A 21,453-nucleotide genomic window follows, 5' to 3' on the forward strand; every position below is an offset into this window, starting at 1 on the left:
TTGAATCCGGCGCGGGGCAAGCGCGCTCCCACAGTGTTTGTGGAAGCGCGCTTGCCCCGCGCTGCTTTTCAGAAGCCATTTACTGGATGATCCAATGAAAACAATACTCCAGGACTGCTCCCTCTCTGCCTTGGTTGCGGGCTTCATTGCCACGCTGATTTCTTATGCAGGCCCCTTGGTGATCATCTTTCAGGCTGCTCACAGCGCGCAGTTGTCGGCGGCCGAACTGTCTTCCTGGGTGTGGGCCATTTCCATCGGCAGCGGTGTGTTGGGCATCGTGCTCAGCCTGCGCTTCAAGGTCCCGCTGGTGATTGCCTGGTCGGCACCGGGGTCGGCGCTGTTGGTGGCACTACTACCGGATATCGCGTTTGCCGAGGCGGTCGGCGCTTACATCGTCGCCAACCTGGTGATTCTGCTGGTGGGGTTGTCGGGCGCTTTTGACCGTATCGTCGGCAAGCTGCCACCTGCCATCTCCGCGGCGATGCTGGCCGGTATCCTGTTCAGCTTCGGTACCGGGCTGTTCACCTCGCTGAAGTCGCAACCGTTGTTGGTGCTGGCGATGTTCGTCACCTACCTGCTGTTCAAGCGTATCGCGCCACGCTATGCGGTGCTGGCCGTACTGGTGTGCGGTGTGAGCATTGCCGTGTTCAGCGGCGAAATGAACAGTTCGGCGCTGGTGGTGGGGTTGGCGACGCCGGTGTGGACTACGCCGGTGTTCATCTGGCATGCCTTGCTGAGCATCAGCTTGCCGTTGGTGATGGTGGCGCTGACCGGGCAGTTTGTGCCGGGCATCGCCGTGTTGCGCAACGACGGCTATCAAACCCCGGCAAGCCCGATCATCGCCAGTAATGCGTTCACCAGCCTGATGCTGGCGCCTTTTGGTTGCCATGGCCTCAACCTCGCGGCAATCACGGCGGCGATCTGCACCGGCCGCGAAGCGCATGACGATCCGCGCAAGCGCTATTGGGCGGGGGTCAGCGGCGGTGTGTTGTACCTGATGCTGGGCGTGTTCGGGGCGACGCTGGTATCGCTGTTCACAGCGTTTCCGGCAGCCTTGATCGCGGCGCTGGCCGGGCTGGCTCTGTTCGGGGCCATCGGTGGCGCACTGGCTGGCGCCATGAGCGTGCCGAATGATCGCGAGGCGGCGTTGATCACCTTTCTGGTGACGGCCTCGGGGATGTCGTTCCTGGGTTTGTCGGCGGCGTTCTGGGGGCTGATCTTCGGTGTGTTCGCGCACCTGCTGCTGCACCTGCGGCGGCCAGCGCCACAGGTGAGCAGGGTAGGGGTGCAGGCTGACTGAGGTCAGATCTGCATGGCCATACCTTCGACGTTCATCGCCGCCTGGCGCAAGGCTTCGGAGCGGGTCGGGTGCGGGTGGCAGGTCAGGGCGATGTCTTCGGCCGAGGCCGAGAACTCCATGGCCACGCAGAACTCGCCGATCATTTCGCTGACGCTCGGGCCGACCAGGTGTACGCCCAGCACCTCGTCGGTGTTGGCATCCGCCAGGACCTTGGCGAAGCCTTCGGTCTCGTGGTTGATCTTCGCCCGGCTGTTGGCGGTGAAGGGAAACTTGCCGACCTTGTAGGCGCGCCCTTCAGCCTTCAGTTGCTCCTCGGTCTTGCCGACACTGGCCAGTTCCGGACGGGTGTAGATCACCCCGGGAATGAGGTTGTAATTCACCTCATGGGCCTTGCCGGCAATCCGCTCGATGCAGGCCACTGCTTCGTCTTCGGCCTTGTGCGCAAGCATCGGCCCGGAAGTGACGTCGCCGATCACCCAGATACCCGGCACGCCGGAGCGATGGTGCTCATTGGCGAGCATGCCGCGCTTGTCGGTTTCGAGGCCGACGTTTTCCAGGCCCAGGCCCTTGGTATAGGGGCGGCGACCGATAGCCACCAGCACATAGTCTGCTTGCAGGGTTTCACTGGCGCCGCCGGCGGCGGGTTCCAGGCTCAGGCTGACACCTTCCGCCGAGGCGGTGGCCTGGGTGACCTTGCTGCCCAGCTTGAAGCTGATGCCCTGTTTGGCCAGTGAGCGTTGCAGGGTCTTGGCGGTTTCTTCGTCGGTACCCGGGCAGATGCGGTCGAGGTATTCGATCACCGTGACCTGGCTGCCCAGGCGGCGCCATACCGAGCCCAGCTCCAGGCCGATGACACCGGCACCGATCACCACCAGGTGCTTGGGTACGCCGGGCAGCGACAGGGCGCCGGTGGAGTCGATGATGCGCTGGTTGTCGATGGTCACACCGGGAAGCGGCGTGGGCTCAGAGCCGGTGGCGATGACGATGTCCTTGGCCTGCAGTTCGGTGACGCTGCCATCTTCGGCGGTGACATTGACCCGGCCCGTGCCTGCGATCTGGCCCCAGCCCTTGATCCAGTCGACCTTGTTCTTGCGGAACAGGAACTCGATGCCCTTGGTCAGGCCTGTCACGCTTTCGTCTTTCTGTTTCATCATCTGGGCGAGGTTGAGAGTGGGTTTGACCTCGATTCCCAGGTTGGCGAACTCGCTTCCTGCCGCCGCTTCATACAGCTCCGAAGCGTGCAGCAGGGCCTTGGATGGCATGCAACCGACATTCAGGCAGGTGCCTCCCAGGGTCGAGCGGCCTTCCACGCAGGCGACGCTCATGCCCAGTTGGCCGGCGCGGATTGCGGCGTTATAGCCGCCCGGGCCGCCGCCGATGATCACCACATCATAGGTTTTCATTGTTGTACTCCAGGATGAAGAATCGACAATGGCGCCAAGATTAGTCTGCCCGGCGATTGATTGTATACAATTTATCGCGCAGCTTGATTACCCCAAAAGGGTCTGGAACGGGGCCGAGCGCTTCAGACTATGGTCGCGATAGGCTGAAACTTCCAACAGATGAACTACCCTTTTGCGGTGACGTCCGATGAAGAAAGGGAGGCTCAATTCATGCTTGCGCAACTTCCGCCTGTTCTGCAAAGCCTGCGACTGCCACTGCGCCTGAAGCTGTGGGATGGTCATGAGATCGATCTGGGGCCCAAGCCGCAGGTCACCATCCTGGTCAAGGATCCGCAGCTGATCAGCCAACTGACCCATCCAAGCCTGGACGAACTGGGCGCTGCCTTCGTCGAAGGCAAGCTGGAACTGGAGGGCACCATCAGTGAGGTGATCCGGGTTTGCGATGAACTCAGTGAAGCGCTGCTCAAGCATGAAGTCGATGAACAGCCGGTGCGCCGCGAGCACGACAAGGCGACTGACGCGGCGGCCATTTCCTATCACTACGACCTGTCCAACGACTTCTATCAGCTGTGGCTGGATCAGGACATGGCCTACTCCTGTGCCTATTTCAAATCGGAACAGGACACCCTGGAACAGGCCCAGCAGAACAAGTTCGAACACCTGTGCCGCAAGCTGCGTTTACAGAAGGGTGACTACCTGCTCGATGTCGGGTGCGGTTGGGGTGGCCTGTCGCGGTTCGCTGCACGGGAGTTCGGCGCCAAGGTGTTCGGCATCACCCTGAGCAAGGAGCAGCTCAAGCTGGGTCGGGAACGGATCAAGGCCGAAGGCCTGCAGGATCAGGTGGACCTGCAGATACTCGACTACCGCGACCTCCCTCAGGACGGTCGCTTCGACAAGGTGGTCAGTGTCGGCATGTTCGAGCATGTCGGCCATGCCAACCTTGCGCTGTATTGTGAGCGGCTGTTCGGTGCCGTGCGAGAAGGAGGGCTGGTGATGAACCATGGCATCACCGCCAAGCATGTGGACGGGCGTCCGGTAGGGCGAGGCGCAGGAAGTTTCATCGAGCGCTATGTGTTCCCTCACGGCGAGTTGCCGCACCTGTCGATGATTGCCGCCAGCATCAGCCAGGCCGGCCTTGAGGTTGTCGACGTTGAGAGCCTGCGCCTGCACTATGCGCGTACCCTCAAACACTGGAGTGACCGCCTGGAAAGCCAGCTGCAGTTAGCCGCGACGCTGGTGCCGGAGAAAGCCCTGCGGATCTGGCGCCTGTACCTGGCCGGTTGCTCTTATGCCTTTGCCAAGGGCTGGATCAACCTGCATCAGATTCTTGCGGTGAAACCCTTCGCCGATGGCCACCATGACCTGCCGCTGACCCGCGAAGACCTCTACCGCTAAGCGCTCAGAGGATCGGCGAAATCAGCCGGGCGATACGCATCCCCAGTTGTTGCACGCGATGCGTATCCTGGCTGTCTTCAGCGCTGATCTCTCGGGAAAGGTCGAAGTCATGGATGAGCATGGTTTCGACCTGGTCGGCGAAATCGCGGTCGACGGTCAGCAGCATCACTTCGAAGTTAAGCCGGAACGAGCGGTTGTCCAGGTTGGCGCTGCCGATGGCGCTGACGTCATTGTCGATGAGCACCACCTTCTGGTGCAGGAACCCCGGACCATAGCGGAACATGCGAACACCGGCCCGTACTGCCTCGAACGCGAACAGGCTGGAGGCGGCATAGACGATGCGATGGTCTGCGCGCGACGGTAGCAGGATGCGCACATCGACGCCGCGCAGCACAGCCAGTCGCAGGGCGGCGAACACCGCTTCGTCCGGGATGAAGTAGGGGCTGGTGATCCACAGGCGTTGTTGCGCCGAATGAATCGCTTCGACAAAAAACAGCGAGCAGGTTTCCTGTGGGTCAGCCGGCCCGCTGGCCAACACCTGACAAAGCACACCGTCTTCTGGATAGGCGTCAGGAAGGATCAGCGGCGGCAACTCGCGTGCGGCCCAGAACCAGTCCTCGGCGAACGACTCCTGCAGGCATGCCAGCACCGGGCCTGTGACCTGGACATGGGTGTCGCGCCAGGGTGACAGCCGCGGCTTCTCGCCCAGGTACTCGTCACCGACGTTATGACCGCCAAGGAACCCCTGTACACCATCGACCACCACGATTTTACGGTGGTTGCGAAAGTTGACCTGGAAGCGGTTGAACAAGCCGCGGCGTGTGGCAAAGGCGCGCACATTCACACCGCCATCGCGCAAGGTCTGGCTGTAGCTGGCAGGCAGGGCATGGCTACCAACCCCGTCGTAGAGCACATAAACCTTCACGCCGTGGGCGGCTTTTTTTAGCAACAGCGCTTGCAGGGCCCGTCCCAGTTTGTCGTCATGGATGATGAAGAACTGCACCAGCACGGTGGTACTGGCCTGCTCGATGGCGGCAAAGATGGCGTCGAAGGTGGCCTTGCCGTCGATCAGCAGCCGTACCTGATTGTTCGCCAGGCAAGGCATTCGTCCCAGCTTGGGCATCGCCCGCAATGCGCCGTAGGATTCAGAGTTTCGTGCCGCCAATGCTTCATCCACCCACGGCCGCCAGTTCAGGTCGGCCATGGCGACATGCATTTCCCGGTTGGCCTGACGCCGGGCCTGAATGTAGGCGTCGAAGGTCCGGCTACCAAAGATCAGGTAGGGGATCAGGGTGAAGTAAGGGATGAACAATAGTGACAGGGCCCAGGCAATTGCACCCTGGGCGGTGCGTACGGTGAGCACCGCATGCATGGCAGCGATCGCACCGAGCAAGTGCAGGGCACCGATCAGGTAACCGAAGAAGTAGGGGCTGTGGTAATCCATACGCATCCTGCTGTCCAAAGGTACTGGCTACTAACAGAGCATGTTCCACACTGCACTTGCAACCGAAAGGGCAAATTGGCGTCTAAGCTGTGTTCCAGCTTGGGGCTGGAGTTTCGAGGAGTCATTACATGAAAAGTCGTCTGCCAGTGCTGGCACTGGTTCTGGGGCTGGCGAGCCCGTTGGTGCATGCGCAGATGTTGCAACCGGGTCTGTGGGAGCTGACCACCAGCAATATGCAGGTGGATGGCAAGGCGCTGCCGGACATGGGCTTCATGCTCGGCCAGCTGAAGAACCTGCCACCCGAACAGCGGGCGATGATTGAAGGCGGCCTGGCCAAGCAGGGCATCAGTGTTGCAGGTCAGGGGGTGCGTTCGTGCCTGACGCCGGAACAGGTCAAGACCAACGACATTCCATTGCAAGACCCGAAGTCCGGTTGCACCCAGAAGATTACCGATCGCACGGGCAATGTCTGGAAGTTCACCTTCAGCTGCCCGAAAGCGCAGGGCAACGGTGTGGCAACCTTCCAGAGTGACAAAGAGTTCACCACCACAGTGAATGGCACCTTCAATGCCTCAGGTGTCCAGCAACAAGGCAGCATGAACACCCGTGCCGTCTGGCTGGGTGAAGACTGTGGCACCGTCAAGCCGCGGACCTGAAGCGCGCTACCAGTGCCACTGGCTCTGAGCGACTGCGTCGTGGGCATGCAGACTTTCGGCATGTTCCACACGCAGGGTGAAGCCGCTCAGCCAGGGCAATCGCTGCAGTACCCGGTGCAAGCGTCGCGCGGCGTCTTCGCAGAACATCAGGTTCTGACCATTGGCCAAGGCGAACGCCTGTTCGTCTGCGCGCTTCACTGCTGTTTGCACAGCGGTGCCTAGAGCGGCTTCCGCCTGATCGATCAGGGCTTTGATCGGCAGCCCGTTCATTCCCTCCTTCAAACGGATCCGCAGCTGTGCGGAACTGCGTTGGCTGTGTGGCGTTGCCACCACACCCTGAGCGCTACCCAGCCAATTGAGTACTGCGTCTTGGCTAAGGCTTCGGTCGCCGAAATCGGCAAGAAATTGCTGTTGAATCAATTGCCTGGCCAGGGCAGCGGAGCAAGGGCAGGTGGAGGAATAATCCAGCTGCACATTTAGTTCCACGTGGAACACTTCATCTTTGAGCTGTGCGGATAGAGTGACGGGATACGCTTTCCAGCCCGCCAATGGGCTGATCAATGCAGGGCGTTTAAGCATCAGCTCAAAGCGCAATTCCAAATAGGCGCCCGTGGATAGCCCGGCATGACTCTGAAGAAAAGTATCCAGCACCTGGTGAACGAGCTGCGGTGTTAAAGGCTGCTGCTCGAAAACATCCAGCGCCAGGTACAGGCGCGACATGTGGATTCCGCGTGAGTTGCCATCGTCCAGGTTGACGCCCGCGTCGGCACTTGCACGCATCAGGCGGCCGTCAAACAGCACGGGCAGGGCAATGTTGCACATACCGACCCAGTTCAGTGGCAACGAACTTTGATTGGTTTGCGCGGCAATATCAGGAAGCGTCAGGGCGGTCATGGGCAGCTCAAATTCCAGGGCAGGAGAGTGTGGTGTTTACTGGCAGCCGCTAAGACGTTCGCAACGTACCTTGAAGCGTTGCCCGCTGGAGCTGGACACCCGGTTGAAGGTGGTCCAGCCGACTTTGCGGCTGTAGCCCACCCAGGTTTCACCGTCACTGGCCAGCCCGGTGTAGAACGTCAGCTGGCCGTAGCGGCTGTTGGTTTGTGTCCAGAGCCGCCGTCCTTCCACTTCATAGCCGCGCAGGTACGTCGTGCTGCCGTCGATGCGCACGCTGTAGTAGTTGCCTTGAGCGTCGCCACAGGCCAACAAGGTGGCGCTGCGGGTGCACAACGCCAGGCCTTTGCTCAGGGGCAGCGCCTGCGCGGCAACGGGCAGGCACAGCAGTAACGCGACAGCGACAGACGAGCAAAAGCTGTTCAATGTTTGGCGTCCTTGGCGAAGCCTTTGGTCGAGGTTGGGTAAAGCAGCTTGGCGAGATTGTATTGTTATATTATAACATTGTGCAATGCATCGCTTGAATGCACCTGCCCGATGAGGATCTGACCATGCCCAACCGCCTTCCTGTCACTGTGCTTTCCGGCTTCCTCGGGGCTGGTAAAAGTACGCTGCTGAACCATGTGCTGCGCAACCGCGAGAACCTGCGGGTGGCGGTGATCGTCAACGACATGAGTGAAATCAACATCGACGCCAGCGAGGTGCAACGTCATGTCAGCTTCAACCGCGCTGAAGAAAATCTGGTGGAAATGAGCAATGGCTGCATTTGCTGCACTTTGCGCGAGGACTTGCTGGAAGAAGTCGGGCGTCTGGCGCGTGAAGGCCGCTTTGACTACTTGTTGATCGAGTCCACCGGTATTTCCGAGCCGCTGCCGGTTGCCGAGACCTTTACCTTCCGTGATGAACAGGGCACGAGCCTCGCCGACCAGGCGCGCCTGGATACCATGGTGACGGTCGTCGATGGGCTGAACTTCCTGCGCGATTATCAGGGCGCGCAGAGCCTGGCCAGTCAGGGGGAAACGTTGGGCGAGGACGACCAGCGCTCGATCAGTGACCTGCTGATCGAACAGGTGGAGTTCGCCGATGTGATCCTGCTCAGCAAGATCGATCTGATCAGCCGCGATGAGCGTGAAGAACTCACGGCCATTTTGCGCAGCCTCAACGCCCAGGCGCGAATAGTGCCGATGCTGATGGGGCAGGTGCCGCTGGCGTCGATCCTCAACACCGGGCTGTTCGATTTCGAGCGTGCCGCACAAGCTCCGGGGTGGCTGCAGGAACTGCGCGGCGAACATGTGCCGGAAACAGAGGAGTACGGTATCGCCGCCAGTGTCTGGCAGGCGCGTCGACCGCTTCATCCACAGCGCTTCTTCGACTTTATCAACAGGCCCTGGGTAAACGGCCGGTTGCTGCGTTCCAAAGGCTTTTTCTGGCTGGCCAGCAAGCACCAGGACGCCGGCAGCTGGTCGCAGGCCGGCGGCATGATGCGTTATGGCTTTGCCGGGCGTTGGTGGCGGTTTGTACCGCGTCCGGACTGGCCGCAGGATGAACACAGCACTGCCGCGATCCTCAAGCACTGGACGGCCCAGCAGGGTGATTGCCGCCAGGAGTTGGTGTTCATCGGCCAGCATATCGACTTCAGGCGTCTGGAGGCGGACCTCGAAGCCTGCCTGCTGAACGAGGTAGAAATGGCGCAGGGCGTCGAAGGCTGGCGGCAACTGCCGGACCCGTTTGACGGCTGGTATGACGAGGAGGCGGTCTGATGCTGGCGAGCAGGCCGCAACTGCCCATTCGGCAGGCCCAGGGCGACACGCCGCAGGTGTTGACCGACGTGTTGCAGGACACCGTCAACATGGCGGTCTGGCAGCGGCGCTTGCCGGTGCAGATCGAGGACTTTGCCAACGCATTGTTGTCGTTGAACCAACCGGTTGGCGAGCGCCGGGTGCTGGAACTGGATGCCCGGCATCAATCGCCAGAGCTTGACGGGGTGTTGGCCGGTTACGCCGACGTGCAGGGCCGTGAGGCCTTCATCGCCGACGTTGCCTGGCTGGTGGCGGCGTTTTCCTGTCTGCTCGATGCCCGCCGCGTTGGCCTGCGTGTCACTGCGCTGGATCGCGCCATGTGCCCGCGCTTTCATGTCGATCATGTGCCGGTGCGTCTGCTCACCACCTATGCCGGCCCCGGTAGTGAATGGCTGAAGGAAGGGGCGATCCAGCGCTCGCGGCTGGCTGATGAGCAACCCGACCTGTGCGAAATTCAGCAACTGGTCGCGGGCGATGTTGCCCTGCTGAAAGGCGAAAAGTGGCTGGGTAACCAGGGTGCCGGCCTGGTCCACCGTTCGCCGTCGCTGGCCCGTGGTGAGCGACGCTTGATACTCAGCCTTGACTGGTTGGCCTGAAATCGAGGCATAGTGACGAAAATCCGGAGCCTATACCGTCCTATGCTGCAGAACATTCCTACTCATGTGATTGCCGGGCCGTTGGGCGCCGGGAAGACCAGCCTGATTCGCCAGCTGCTGTCTCAACGACCGGCCGATGAGCGCTGGGCTGTGCTGATCAATGAGTTCGGTCAGATCGGCCTCGACGCGGCGCTGTTGAGCACCGACGATCAGGGCATTGCTATGGGGGAAGTGGCCGGTGGCTGCCTGTGCTGTGTCAATGGCGCACCCTTTCAGGTCGGGTTGGGGCGCTTGCTGCGTAAGGCCCGACCGCATCGGCTGTTCATCGAGCCGTCGGGCCTTGGGCATCCGTTGCAGCTCCTCGAGCAGCTGCGACAGCCGCCGTGGCGTGGTGTGCTGGCGGTACAACCCGGCGTGATGGTGCTGGATGCCGAGCAACTGGCAGCCGGTCAGACGCTGCCCGAGGCGCAGCAGCAGGCGTTGGCCGGTGCTGGTCTGTTGGTGTTGAACAAGTCAGCCGGTGTGAGCACGGATCGCCGCCTGTGGATAAGTTCACAGCTGCCGAGTCAGGCGTTGTATTGGACCGAGCAAGGTTATCTACCCTTGTCGATGCTCCCCGGTCAGGCCCCGCAACCTTCGTTCATCGAGGCTGTGGATAAGCTGACATTGCCCCCTGCGGACGGGCCTGTGGCGACCCTGTGGACAAATCCACACGAGGCTATCTGTAGCGTGCAGGACGCTGCAGAAGGCTGGAGTATCGGTTGGCGCTGGCATCCGCAGCAGGTGTTTGACCGGGAGCGCATCGAGCTGTTTTTGCACAGCACTGACTGGCGTCGGGCCAAGCTGGTTATCCACAGCGCGCAAGGATGGCAATCGATCAACGCCTTGGCGGGTCAGCAGGCGCTGATCTGGCAGACCAGCGAATGGCGCCGCGACTCACGCATCGAGCTCATTTTTGCATCGGCGCAGAATCGCGATGCCTTGCAGGCGGCCATGCAGGCCTGCTTACGCTAGTTACGCCAGCGGTTGTGATCCTGGCGCCACTGGTTCATTTCGATGACGTTGTCAGCCTGTGGTGCAGGCTTGATTTCGAACGGGTAGGGCGCCAGCTCGATCTGCATCGTGTGCGCGCCGAACTGGGTGACGGTGCCAGGGTGGCGCTGCTCACCGGTGACCGTGAATTCGAAGTTGTACACCCGCGCCAGGCGTTTACGACCGCTGGCATCGCGGACAAAGCCGATGCGCTTGAGCGCGACGTTGCCGTCCAGCAACTCCAGGTCGAGCTTGGCGCAATGCTGCTTGACCCGTTCCAGGGCTTTTTCGCGCAATCCATGGTTGTGCCACAGCCAGGCGCCGGCCGTGGCCAGCAGCATCAGCACGAAGAGATTACCCAGGGTCAACATTTACATTTGCTCCAGCGATGTACGTTCAGCTTAACTGGCTCTGCGGTCTGTCGTACAGGTGGCATTTAGCGCCATACTGCGTGCCGTGTTTTTCATCTAATTGTTTCGGAAGTTTTGCATGAAACGTACGCCACACTTGCTTGCTATCCAGTCCCATGTGGTTTTCGGCCATGCCGGTAACGGCGCGGCGGTGTTTCCGATGCAGCGAGTGGGCGTCAACGTGTGGCCGCTCAATACGGTGCAGTTCTCTAACCACACTCAGTATGGCCAGTGGACGGGGGAAGTGCTTGCTCCAGCGCAAATTCCTGCACTGGTCGAAGGCATTGCAGCGATCGGCGAGCTGGGCAATTGCGATGCAGTGCTGTCGGGCTACCTGGGTAGCGCCGAGCAAGGACGGGCGATCCTCAGCGGCGTTGCCCGCATCAAATCGGTTAACCCCAAAGCCCTGTATCTGTGTGACCCGGTCATGGGCCACCCGGAAAAGGGCTGCATTGTGCCGGCCGAAGTCAGCAGCTTCCTGCTGGACGAAGCGGTGGCGGTGGCCGATGTGCTGTGCCCCAACCAGCTGGAACTTGATAGCTTCTGCGGGCGTCGCCCCGAATCGCTGGAAGACTGCGTTGCCATGGCACGCAGCCTGCTGGCGCGTGGGCCGAAAGCGGTGCTGGTCAAGCACCTGGCGTATCCGGGACGCGGCGCGCAGGATTTCGAGATGCTGCTGGTGACGGCAGCAGGCAGTTGGCACATCCGCCGCCCGCTGCTGGCGTTTCCGCGCCAGCCGGTGGGCGTCGGCGACCTGACCTCGGGGTTGTTCCTCGCCCGCGTGCTGCTGGGCGATGACTGGCTGGCAGCGTTCGAATTCACCGCTGCTGCCGTGCACGAAGTGCTGCTTGAAACCCAGGCCTGCGCCAGTTACGAACTTGAACTGGTGCGGGCCCAGGACCGCATCGTGCATCCGCGGGTGCGCTTCGAGGCGCATCCGGTCTCGGTTTAAAGTGTGTCGCCCTTGAGTTCCTGGTAGCGCTTTTCCAGCTCCTGGCGAATCAGTCGGCGCTGCTTGCCTTGCAGGAAGCGGCGCTTCTCCTCGCTGGTTTCTGGCTGGCGCGGCGGCACCGCGACCGGTTTGCGGTCGTCATCAACGGCCCCCATGGTGAAAAAGCAGCTATTGCTGTGGCGTACCGAGCGCTCGCGAATGTTCTCAGTGACCACCTTTATGCCCACCTCCATCGAGGTGTTGCCAGTGTAGTTGACCGAGGCGAGAAAGGTGACCAGTTCGCCGACATGCACCGGCTCGCGGAAGACCACCTGATCCACCGACAGGGTTACCACATAGCGCCCGGCATAGCGGCTGGCACAGGCATAGGCGACTTCATCAAGGTACTTCAGCAGGGTGCCGCCATGCACATTGCCGGAAAAGTTGGCTTTGTCCGGGGTCATCAGGACGGTCATCGACAGTTGGGCGTTTCCAGGTTCCATAGTGTGCTCACGGTTAGGTTGCGCTGAGGCGGGGTGGCGACTGGTATTCACGCTTCTTTCCCCTAATACGATTCCCATCTAAAAGACGGGACGCTGACAGCGGCCTTGCCGTCACGCTGGTTTTGCCATTTATGGCGTTGATTTGGTCGATCTGTTTCCACTTATTGCATCGGCTTTTCGTGACAAGCGCCAGTGTTAACCTGAACAGACCCACGCAAAGTGGGTTTCCTACATTAAAAACACTAAGTACCCGCAACTCAATCGGTCTGTTTTCGGGAGAGTCGCGGTTTTTCCTTCGTGACAAGGTAAGGAGTACCGCGCCGTGCATGCCATCAGTTTCATCCAGGATTTGGCAGTGATCATGCTGATCGCCGGTGTGGTTACTATCCTGTTCCACCGCTTCAAGCAGCCGGTGGTGCTGGGCTACATCGTTGCCGGCTTCATTATCGGCCCGCACACGCCGCCGTTCGGGCTGATCCACGACGAAGACACGATCAAGACCCTGGCCGAGCTTGGAGTGATCTTCCTGATGTTCTGCCTGGGCCTGGAGTTCAGCCTGCGCAAGCTGTTCAAGGTCGGTGCTACGGCGTTTATCGCGGCGTTCCTGGAAATCGTCCTGATGATCTGGATCGGTTTCGAGATCGGACGCTGGTTTGGCTGGAGCACCATGGACTCGCTGTTCCTCGGCGCGATCCTGGCGATTTCTTCGACCACCATCATCGTCAAGGCGCTCAACGACCTGAAGATGAAAAACGAACGCTTTGCCCAGTTGATCTTTGGCGTGCTGATTGTCGAGGACATCCTCGGCATCGGCATCATCGCCTTGCTCTCAGGCATCGCGGTGAGCGGTTCGGTAAGCTCCGGCGAGGTATTTTCCACGGTCGGCAAGCTGTCGCTGTTCATGATCGTGGCCCTGGTTGTGGGGATCTTGCTGGTGCCGCGGTTGCTGGCCTACGTGGCGCGTTTTGAAAGCAACGAGATGTTGCTGATCACTGTGTTGGGGCTGTGTTTCGGCTTTTGCCTGCTGGTGGTCAAGCTTGAGTACAGCATGGTGCTGGGGGCGTTCCTGATCGGCGCGATCATGGCTGAGTCTCGGCAGCTGATTAAGATTGAACGCCTGATCGAACCCGTCCGTGATCTGTTCAGCGCCATTTTCTTTGTCGCCATCGGCATGATGATCGATCCGAGCGTGCTGGTTGAATATGCCTGGCCGATCGTGGTGATCACCATTGCCGTCGTGTTGGGCAAGATGCTGTCGTGTGGCATGGGCGCGTTTATTGCGGGCAACGATGGCCGCACGTCGCTACGGGTGGGGATGGGGCTGTCGCAGATTGGCGAGTTCTCTTTCATCATCGCCGCGCTTGGCATGACCTTGCAGGTCACCAGTGACTTCCTCTACCCGGTGGCAGTGGCCGTCTCGGCCATTACCACGCTGCTCACGCCTTACCTGATCCGTGGTGCCGATCCCTTGTCTCTTAAATTGGCCACCATTGTTCCCCGACGGTTGGCGCGGGTGCTGTCGTTGTACGGTGAGTGGTTGCGCAGTATCCAGCCCCACGGTGAAGGCGCGCTACTGGCTTCGATGATTCGACGCATCCTGCTTCAGGTGGGCGTGAACCTGGCGTTGGTGATTGCGATTTTTTTCAGTGGCGGTTACTTCGCGGCGCGGATCGGCGAGTACCTGAGCGAGTGGATCAACGATGCCGGTCAGCAAAAGGCACTGATCTGGGGTGCGGCATTACTGCTGTCGTTGCCGTTCCTTATCGCGGCTTACCGCAAGCTCAAGGCACTGTCGATGCTCCTGGCGGAGATGGGGGTCAAGCCGGAAATGGCCGGGCGGCATACCCAGCGTGTGCGGCGGGTGATAGCCGAGGTCATCCCGTTGCTGTCGCTGCTGGTGATTTTCCTGCTCTTGTCGGCACTTTCAGCCAGCATTCTGCCTACCAGCGAGCTGCTGGTGCTGATTGTGGTAGTGGCGGCGGTGGTGGTGGCTTTGCTCTGGCGCTGGTTCATCCGCGTGCACACGCGCATGCAGATTGCGTTGCTGGAGACACTGGATAACCATCAGGACAATCACCCTTGAGGTGATGGGCGGGGCGCTTCCTGTACGGGACGATTCGTATGTCCGAGGGGATGGAGCGGTAGCGAATCGCCACGCACAGGAATGCATGGCGATTCTACGAACATTAATGGCAAGGGGCCATTAATTTATGCGGATATTTCTCATTCAGCTTTCCAGCCAGACATCCCGGGCCCAGTGCCAGACCGATTCCCAGCTGTCTTCAGTGACGATCTCTTCTTCGCCGGACCACAGCACGACGGTGCCGTCTTCTTCGACGCAGTAATAATCATCGCCGTCCTGGCAGATCGGGATCAGGTCGCGTGGAACGCCGGCGTCCCAGGCGTTTGCGGCAACTTCTGGCAGGTAGGTATGCGATTGCGGGTCGGTGACAGTGACGGGCTCGAGGCTGCCGTACACCACATCGCTGACCGTTAGCAGAAACTCTTTGAAGACGAATGGAATGTTGATGAACAACTCTTCCTCGATCTCGACCAGTTGGTCTTCGTCCGGTAGCTCAAGCGGCACGGGTACCGGCTCGTTGGCTTCTCGGAGCTGCTCGATGACTTCTTCCACGGTTCTATCCTCTAACCTTCACGACACGCTGCGCGTTATACCCTAGTAGCCCGGTGCGCTAAAAGCAAAACCCCGGGACAGGCCCGGGGTTTTTTGTGCAATGCCTCAAGATCAGCCGTTCTGGCGGATCCCGGCGACCAGCCAAGGCTGGTTTTCGCCCTGGGCGCGTTCCATGTTCCAGCTTTCGCTGAACACTTCACCCTGGTCGAAGCGCGAGTTTTTCGACACACCGCTGAAGGTCAGGGTGGCGATGGTCTTGTCGGCGCGGTCGTCGACACCTTCAAGCTGCACGTTCAGGTTGTCGATGTAGGTGGACTGGAAGCCATCACCCAGCTCGGCGCGCTCCTGCTTGAGGAACTGCAGCATTTGCGGGGTAACGAACTCGGCGATCTTGTCCATTTCGTTGGCATCCCAGTGCTGCTGCAGCGTCTGGAAGTGGTTACGGGCAGCGGCCAGGAAGCTTTGCTCGTTGAACCAGGCCGGTGCGTTGATGACCGGACTGGCTGCGGCGGCAGGCGCGGCGGAGCCACCGAAAATCGACGGTTGGGCAGCCGGCTGATGGGCTTCACGCTGGAACGGCGCATGACCGGCAGCGGCCATTTGTGGCTGCTGCTTGCGGCGGCGCGCGGCGATGAAGCGGAACACCAGGAAAGCGATCACGGCCATGATCAGGATGTCGAAGATCTGCATGCCGTCGAAGCCATCGCCCATGAACATCGAGGCCAGCAGGCCACCGGCGGCGAGACCGGCCAGCGGGCCGAGCCATTTCGATGCGCCGCTGGCGGCTGCAGGGGCACGACCTGGTGCGGTTGGCGAGGCACCCGGGGTGGTCGGGGTTGCCTGGCGAGTCTGGTGCATAGGCGCGGCGCCGGAGCTTTTACCGCCGCCCATGCGTTTGGCGGCGCTGGCGTCGAGGCTCATTGTCAGGCCGATGCACAACGCCAGGGCGATGCTGAGAAAACGTTGCATAGAAGGGTATTCCCGTTTTGTGGATTGCACGCGTGTCATGGTGCACAGGTTGCAGGACACATGACCAGCGCCAAGATGTTTCCATCTTTTGCTCAAAAAGCCGGGGCTGGCGCTGCGGCGCAGGCCCCGCCCGGCGATTGCCGTTAGTCAGGCCCCGCGGATCACAGGGCCCTATCGTTCCTACAGGGCTTCGAGTTTGGCGTAGCCGAGCATCAGCCACTTGCTGCCTTCGGCGAAGTTGACCTGCACCCGCGCCTGGGCGCCGGAGCCTTCGAAGTTGAGGATCACGCCTTCGCCGAACACGGCGTGTTGCACCCGCTGGCCAAGGTTGAACGCGGTTTGCGGAATGTTCGCGTTGGCGAACAGGCTGCTGGTGTTTTGCTGTTGGCCGGAACCGAAAGGGCGGCTGACGCTGTTGGACAGGCGTACTTCCTGGATCAGGCCCGCCGGAATTTCGCGAACGAAACGGGACACTTTGTTGTAGGTCTCGCTGCCGTACAGGCGTCGGGTTTCGGCGTAGGTCATCACCAGTTGCTGCATGGCCCGGGTAATGCCGACATAGGCCAGCCGACGCTCTTCCGCCAGACGGCCGGGCTCTTCCAGGCTCATCTTGTGCGGGAACAGGCCTTCTTCCATGCCGACCAGGAACACGTGAGGGAACTCCAGGCCTTTGGCGCTATGCAGCGTCATCAGCTGGATGCTGTCTTCGTGCTCGTCCGCCTGCGCATCGCCGGCTTCCAGCGACGCGTGGCCAAGGAAAGCCGCCAGGGGTGAAAGCTCGGCGTCTTCTTCACTGGTTTCGAAGTTGCGCGCAGCGCTGACCAGTTCCTCAAGGTTTTCTACCCGCGCCTGGCCCTTTTCACCCTTTTCTTCCTGGTGATAGATGATCAGGCCCGACTGCTCGATGACCGTCTGGGTCATCAGGTGCAGGGGCATCTCCATGACCTTGGCGGCGAGGTTTTCGATCAGCTCGATAAAGGCGGCCAGGGCACTGGCGGCGCGGCCCTTGAGGGCTTTGTTGGCGATCAGCAGGCGCATCGATTCCCACATCGACACTTGCGCGTGGCGCGCGTGGTCGCGAATCGCTTCGACGGTTTTTTCGCCGATACCGCGTGGCGGTACGTTGATCACCCGCTCCAGTGCCGCGTCGTTGCCACGGCCTTCAAGCAGGCGCAGGTAGGCCATGGCGTTCTTGATTTCGGCACGTTCGAAGAAGCGTTGGCCACCGTAGATGCGATACGGGATACGTTCGCGCAGCAGGGCCTCTTCGAGTACGCGCGACTGGGCGTTGGAACGGTACAGAATGGCAATGTCGCTGCGCGCCAGACCGGTCTTGAGCACGCTCTCGATGGTTTCGACCACGTAGCGTGCTTCATCGTGTTCGTTGAATGCGGCATACAGGCTCAGCGGCTCGCCGTCGCCACCGTCGGTCCACAGCTCCTTGCCCAGGCGGTCGCTGTTGTTGGCGATCAGGGCGTTGGCAGCCTTGAGGATGCCGGCGGTGGAGCGGTAGTTCTGCTCAAGGCGGATCATCTCGGCGTCGGGGAAGTCGGCGCTGTACTGGTGAATGTTCTCGATCTTGGCGCCGCGCCAGCCGTAAATCGACTGGTCGTCGTCGCCCACCACCATCAGGCTTTCGCCACCTTTGCACAGCAGCCGCAACCAGGCGTACTGCACGGCGTTGGTGTCCTGGAACTCGTCCACCAGCACGTGACGGAAGCGTCGCTGGTAGTGTTCGAGCAGGCCCGGGTGGTCACGCCACAGGTCCAGGGCGCGCAAAAGCAATTCGGAGAAGTCGATCACGCCGGCACGCTGGCAGGCGGCTTCGTAAGCTTCATAAATGCTGCGCATGGTACCCAGGTACAGGTCGCCACTGGCCTGAATGTGCTGAGGGCGCAGGCCTTCGTCTTTCTGGCCGTTGATGAACCACTGGGCCTGGCGTGCCGGCCAGCGCTGTTCGTCGAGTCCCAGCTCACGGATCACGCGTTTGACCAAGCGTTGCTGGTCATCGCTGTCGAGAATCTGGAAGTTCTGGTTGAGCCCGGCTTCTTGCCAGTGGGCACGCAGCAGGCGATGGGCCAGGCCGTGGAAGGTACCCACCCACATACCGGCCGGGTTGATACCCATCAGCTGCTCGATACGCTGGCGCATTTCTGCCGCGGCCTTGTTGGTAAACGTCACCGACAGGATCGAGTGGGGCGAGGCCTGCTCGACCTGGATCAACCAGGCGATGCGGTGCACCAGCACACGGGTCTTGCCGGAGCCGGCACCGGCCAGGACCAACTGACGACCCACGGGGGCCGCTACGGCCTGACGTTGGGCGTCGTTGAGAGAGTTCAACAGGAGAGAGAGATCATCGCGCATCCGGGCATTTTAGGGGCGCAGGCAACTCTTGGGCAAACATACAGTAGAAAAACTTGCCCGCCTGCGCCCGACGGTCATCGGCCTGCAGCCCAAGGCCTGCACGTTTGAGCGCTTTGCGTCGAAAAATGCACGACAGAATTATGATCCAGAGCAGTTTGGTCCAGGCGCCTGCTTGTGTATGCTCCGTGCTCGTTTAGGGCTAACCATTACAAGAACACTGCCTATGACACTCGGTTCCGGCGCCGTCGGCGTGCCTCAAGCGGCACGCAGGCATATTCGCAAGCAATTTGCCACGCAACTCGCGGTGGAGCGTACCCGACTGCTCTACCAGGGCTCGTTGCTGCCCACTTTGCTCATGCTGCTTAATGGCCTGGTCTGCGCCTGGTTGCTGTGGAACCCGGCACGCTACCTGCTGGTCAGCGTCTGGGTAGTCTGGCTGATGGCGCTGGTTGCACTGAGAGTCATCCAGGTGGCGGCTTTTGACGCGGCGATGCCCGAACGTCAGGCCCAGCCGACATGGCGGCGGATGTTTCTGCTGGGTTCGGCGTTCAGTGGCCTGACCCTGGCCAGCGCGGCGATCGCTCTGGTGCCTGTGGATAATTTTGTGCAGCAGGCCTGGGTGTTCGGCCTGCTGGGGGCGGCGACCCTGTCCGCCAGTATCGCCTACGCCGTCAGCCTGCCAGCCTTCCTCAGCTTTACCTTGCCCTGCCTGTTGCCACCCATCGCCTTTCTGTTCTGGAAGGGCGACGAACTGCATCAAGGTTGGGGCTGGTTGGGGCTGATTCTGCTGGTGGCATTGCTGGTGGTTGCCTGGCAGGTCAATCGCCTGATTGAGCGTGGCCTGCTCAGACGCTTTCAGAATCAGGCCTTGATTGAACACCTGCAGGAGGCGCAGCGCTGCAGTGAACGCCTCAATCAGGCGCTGGCCGGAGAAGTGGAGCAGCGGCGTCAGGTCGAAGAGCAATTGCGCGAGGCCCAGGCCGGCCTGGAATCACGCGTGGCCCAGCGTGGACAGGAACTGGACCAGGCCAACCATGCCCTGAGCAAGAGCGAACAACGCCTGGCCCTGGCCCTCGAGGCCAGTGAACTGGGGTTGTGGGACTGGAACCTGGAGACCGACGAGGTTCACCACACCCAGCTACGTGAGCTGTTCGGCCTTGATCCTGCTGTGGTGCGCAGTGTGCGCAACGACCTCAAGCCGCGCTTGCACCCGGAAGACTTGCCGCTGCTACGGCGAACCCTGGTCGACCACCTCAAGGGGCGCACCGAGGATTATCGTGTCGAATACCGGATACGCCACAGCCAGGGGCACTGGTGCTGGATCGAGGACCGTGGACGGGCGGTAGAACACGGCGCCAATGGCACGGTCGTGCGCATGCTGGGCACACGCCGGGATGTCTCCGCACAGAAGGCGCAGGAAGAACAGCAGCGGCTGGCGGCCACAGTGTTTGAGGCTGCCAGTGAGGGGATTGCCATCCTGGACCCGGACTTTGTGCTGCTGGCGGTCAATCAGTCTTACTGTGATGTCACCGGCTATAACCGTGAAGAGTTGCTCGCACGCAACGCACTCGAATTGCCGTGCAGTCACGACGCCCGGCGACACAGCCTGGCCATTGAGCAGGCGCTGGAACAGCAGGGGCGCTGGCAGGGCGAGTTGGTTGAAGCGCGCAAGAATGGCGAGCTGTACCCGCAGTGGCTGCAACTCAACGGGGTACGTGATGCCCGCGGCGTGATCAGTCATATCGTTGGCTTCTTTACCGACCTCTCGGCACGCCGGGAATCCGAGGAGCGCCTGCGTTATCTGGCGCACTACGACGAACTGACCGGGTTGGCCAACCGGGCGTTGTTCCGCCTGCGCCTGCATGATGCCAGCCAGCGGGTACGCCTGAATGGCCGCAGCCTGGCGTTGCTGCACATCGACCTGGACCGCTTCAAGTTGCTCAATGAGAGCCTGGGCCACGAAGTGGCGGACCAACTGCTGCAGAAAATGGCGCGTCGCATCGCCAGCGCGGTACCGGAAGCGGATACCGTGGCGCGTCTGTCCGGTGACGAGTTTGCCGTGCTGTTCGATGGCTACAACAACCTGTCCAGCCTGGTGCGGGTGACCACCCGGCTGCTGGACAAACTGCGTGTGCCACAGCGTCTGGATGGACATGAGGTAGTGATCAGCGCGTCGGTCGGCATCAGTGTATTGTCGGATGCCACCTTCGACCTGAGCGCCCTGGTCAGTCAGGCCGACATGGCCAAGCAGCATGCCAAGCACCTGGGGGGCGACAGTTTCCAGTTCTATACCGAGAGCCTGCGTGCCAGCACCCTCGAACGCCTGCAGCTTGAGAACCACCTGCGCAAGGCCATCGAGGAGCGTCAGTTGCTGGTCTACTACCAGCCCAAGTTGTGCCTGCGTAAAGGTCAGTTGCTGGCTGCCGAAGCACTGGTGCGCTGGCAGCATCCAGAATGGGGCATGGTGCCACCGAGCGAGTTCATCGGCCTGGCCGAAGAAACCGGGCTGATTGCGCCGATTGGTGAGTTCGTCCTGCGCCAGGCTTGCTGGCAGGCGTGTGAGTGGCAGCGCCAGGGGCTGACGCCGATCCGGGTGTCGGTCAATCTCTCTGTGTACCAGTTGCGTCAGGGCAAGCTGGTCAGCCTGGTGCGTCAGGTCCTCAAGGAAAGCGGCCTGGCGCCGCACCTGCTGGAGCTGGAACTGACCGAGAGCCAGTTGCTCGACAGCGTCGAGCACATCATCACCACCTTTGCGCAATTGCATGAACTGGGGGTCAAGCTGGCGATCGATGACTTTGGCACCGGCTATTCATCGCTCAGCTACCTCAAGCGTTTCCCGGTGGATTACGTCAAAATCGACCAGGCGTTTATCCGTGGGCTGCATGAAGGCAGCGAAGACGCCGCGATCACCCGGGCGATCATTGCCATGGCCAAGAGTCTGGACCTGAAAGTGGTAGCCGAGGGCGTGGAAACCCGCGAGCAACTGGCCTTGCTGCGCGAGCAGGGGTGCGACGAAGTGCAGGGTTACCTGATCAGCAAACCGCTGGATGCCACGTCGTTCAGTGAGCTGCTCGGCAGCAGCACGGCCCGCTTCCTCGGCTAGCGGGCCGTGCTGCTGGCTAAAG

At 61.0% G+C, this 21,453-nt stretch carries 18 protein-coding genes; 9 read left to right on the top strand and 9 right to left on the bottom strand.

What is annotated here, in order from left to right; genetic code table 11:
- Positions 1-94: 94 nt before the first annotated feature.
- Positions 95-1,300: a benzoate/H(+) symporter BenE family transporter gene (locus I5S59_RS03160; protein ID WP_197875360.1), complete on the top strand. Its 1,206-nt coding sequence runs from the start codon at positions 95-97 to the stop codon at positions 1,298-1,300.
- A gap of 2 nt (positions 1,301-1,302) precedes the next feature.
- Here I5S59_RS03160 and lpdA read toward each other — a convergent pair whose 3' ends face one another.
- On the bottom strand, positions 1,303-2,703 hold the full coding sequence (lpdA, locus tag I5S59_RS03165) for a dihydrolipoyl dehydrogenase (protein ID WP_197875361.1): 1,401 nt from the start codon (positions 2,701-2,703) through the stop codon (positions 1,303-1,305).
- Positions 2,704-2,913: 210 nt separating this feature from the next.
- Between lpdA and cfaB the strand changes: the two genes are divergently transcribed.
- Positions 2,914-4,098 (top strand): C17 cyclopropane fatty acid synthase CfaB, encoded by a 1,185-nt coding sequence (gene cfaB, locus I5S59_RS03170; RefSeq protein ID WP_197875362.1) that lies wholly within the window; start codon positions 2,914-2,916, stop codon positions 4,096-4,098.
- Positions 4,099-4,102: 4 nt separating this feature from the next.
- Here the strand turns inward: cfaB and cls are convergent, their stop codons facing one another.
- Positions 4,103-5,542, bottom strand: coding sequence for a cardiolipin synthase (gene cls / locus I5S59_RS03175; protein WP_197875363.1), 1,440 nt, complete (start codon positions 5,540-5,542; stop codon positions 4,103-4,105).
- A gap of 128 nt (positions 5,543-5,670) precedes the next feature.
- Here cls and I5S59_RS03180 point away from each other — a divergent pair, with 128 nt between their 5' ends.
- Positions 5,671-6,198, top strand: a complete 528-nt coding sequence (locus tag I5S59_RS03180; protein ID WP_197875364.1) for a DUF3617 domain-containing protein — start codon at positions 5,671-5,673, stop codon at positions 6,196-6,198.
- A gap of 6 nt (positions 6,199-6,204) precedes the next feature.
- Here the strand turns inward: I5S59_RS03180 and folE2 are convergent, their stop codons facing one another.
- On the bottom strand, positions 6,205-7,092 hold the full coding sequence (gene folE2 / locus I5S59_RS03185) for a GTP cyclohydrolase FolE2 (RefSeq protein WP_197875365.1): 888 nt from the start codon (positions 7,090-7,092) through the stop codon (positions 6,205-6,207).
- Between the two features lie 36 nt (positions 7,093-7,128).
- Positions 7,129-7,479, bottom strand: coding sequence for a glutamine synthetase (locus tag I5S59_RS03190; RefSeq protein WP_420066434.1), 351 nt, complete (start codon positions 7,477-7,479; stop codon positions 7,129-7,131).
- Between the two features lie 161 nt (positions 7,480-7,640).
- Here I5S59_RS03190 and zigA point away from each other — a divergent pair, with 161 nt between their 5' ends.
- The 3 genes from zigA to I5S59_RS03205 are packed head-to-tail and all read left to right on the top strand — an operon-like array spanning position 7,641 to position 10,498.
- Positions 7,641-8,849: a zinc metallochaperone GTPase ZigA gene (gene zigA / locus I5S59_RS03195; RefSeq protein ID WP_197875367.1), complete on the top strand. Its 1,209-nt coding sequence runs from the start codon at positions 7,641-7,643 to the stop codon at positions 8,847-8,849.
- Complete coding sequence (locus I5S59_RS03200) at positions 8,849-9,484, top strand: DUF1826 domain-containing protein (protein ID WP_197875368.1); 636 nt, start codon at positions 8,849-8,851, stop codon at positions 9,482-9,484. The genes zigA and I5S59_RS03200 overlap by 1 nt, the downstream gene beginning before the upstream one ends.
- A gap of 42 nt (positions 9,485-9,526) precedes the next feature.
- Complete coding sequence (locus I5S59_RS03205; protein ID WP_197875369.1) at positions 9,527-10,498, top strand: CobW family GTP-binding protein; 972 nt, start codon at positions 9,527-9,529, stop codon at positions 10,496-10,498.
- Here the strand turns inward: I5S59_RS03205 and I5S59_RS03210 are convergent.
- On the bottom strand, positions 10,495-10,887 hold the full coding sequence (locus I5S59_RS03210) for a DUF3301 domain-containing protein (RefSeq protein ID WP_128321980.1): 393 nt from the start codon (positions 10,885-10,887) through the stop codon (positions 10,495-10,497). The two genes, I5S59_RS03205 and I5S59_RS03210, sit on opposite strands and share 4 nt — an antisense overlap.
- 118 nt (positions 10,888-11,005) lie before the next feature.
- On the opposite strand from I5S59_RS03210, the gene pdxY reads away from it, so the two are divergent.
- On the top strand, positions 11,006-11,878 hold the full coding sequence (pdxY, locus tag I5S59_RS03215) for a pyridoxal kinase PdxY (RefSeq protein ID WP_197875370.1): 873 nt from the start codon (positions 11,006-11,008) through the stop codon (positions 11,876-11,878).
- On the opposite strand, the gene I5S59_RS03220 is transcribed toward pdxY, so the two are convergent.
- Positions 11,875-12,360 (bottom strand): acyl-CoA thioesterase, encoded by a 486-nt coding sequence (locus I5S59_RS03220; protein WP_197875371.1) that lies wholly within the window; start codon positions 12,358-12,360, stop codon positions 11,875-11,877. The genes pdxY and I5S59_RS03220 overlap by 4 nt on opposite strands.
- A gap of 322 nt (positions 12,361-12,682) precedes the next feature.
- Between I5S59_RS03220 and I5S59_RS03225 the strand changes: the two genes are divergently transcribed.
- Positions 12,683-14,443: a cation:proton antiporter gene (locus tag I5S59_RS03225; protein ID WP_197875372.1), complete on the top strand. Its 1,761-nt coding sequence runs from the start codon at positions 12,683-12,685 to the stop codon at positions 14,441-14,443.
- 144 nt (positions 14,444-14,587) lie between these two features.
- On the opposite strand, the gene I5S59_RS03230 is transcribed toward I5S59_RS03225, so the two are convergent.
- From I5S59_RS03230 to uvrD, 3 genes are all read right to left on the bottom strand, one after another.
- On the bottom strand, positions 14,588-14,995 hold the full coding sequence (locus I5S59_RS03230) for an SMI1/KNR4 family protein (RefSeq protein ID WP_128321976.1): 408 nt from the start codon (positions 14,993-14,995) through the stop codon (positions 14,588-14,590).
- A gap of 111 nt (positions 14,996-15,106) precedes the next feature.
- Entirely contained in the window at positions 15,107-15,964 is an 858-nt protein-coding gene (locus I5S59_RS03235; RefSeq protein WP_197875373.1) for a Tim44 domain-containing protein, read from the bottom strand.
- Positions 15,965-16,144: 180 nt separating this feature from the next.
- Entirely contained in the window at positions 16,145-18,328 is a 2,184-nt protein-coding gene (gene uvrD, locus I5S59_RS03240; RefSeq protein WP_197875374.1) for a DNA helicase II, read from the bottom strand.
- 223 nt (positions 18,329-18,551) lie between these two features.
- Between uvrD and I5S59_RS03245 the strand changes: the two genes are divergently transcribed.
- Positions 18,552-21,431 (top strand): EAL domain-containing protein, encoded by a 2,880-nt coding sequence (locus I5S59_RS03245; RefSeq protein ID WP_197875375.1) that lies wholly within the window; start codon positions 18,552-18,554, stop codon positions 21,429-21,431.
- The last annotated feature ends 22 nt before the right edge of the window (positions 21,432-21,453 follow it).

Source organism: Pseudomonas alkylphenolica (assembly GCF_016009175.1).
GTDB lineage: Bacteria > Pseudomonadota > Gammaproteobacteria > Pseudomonadales > Pseudomonadaceae > Aquipseudomonas > Aquipseudomonas alkylphenolica_B.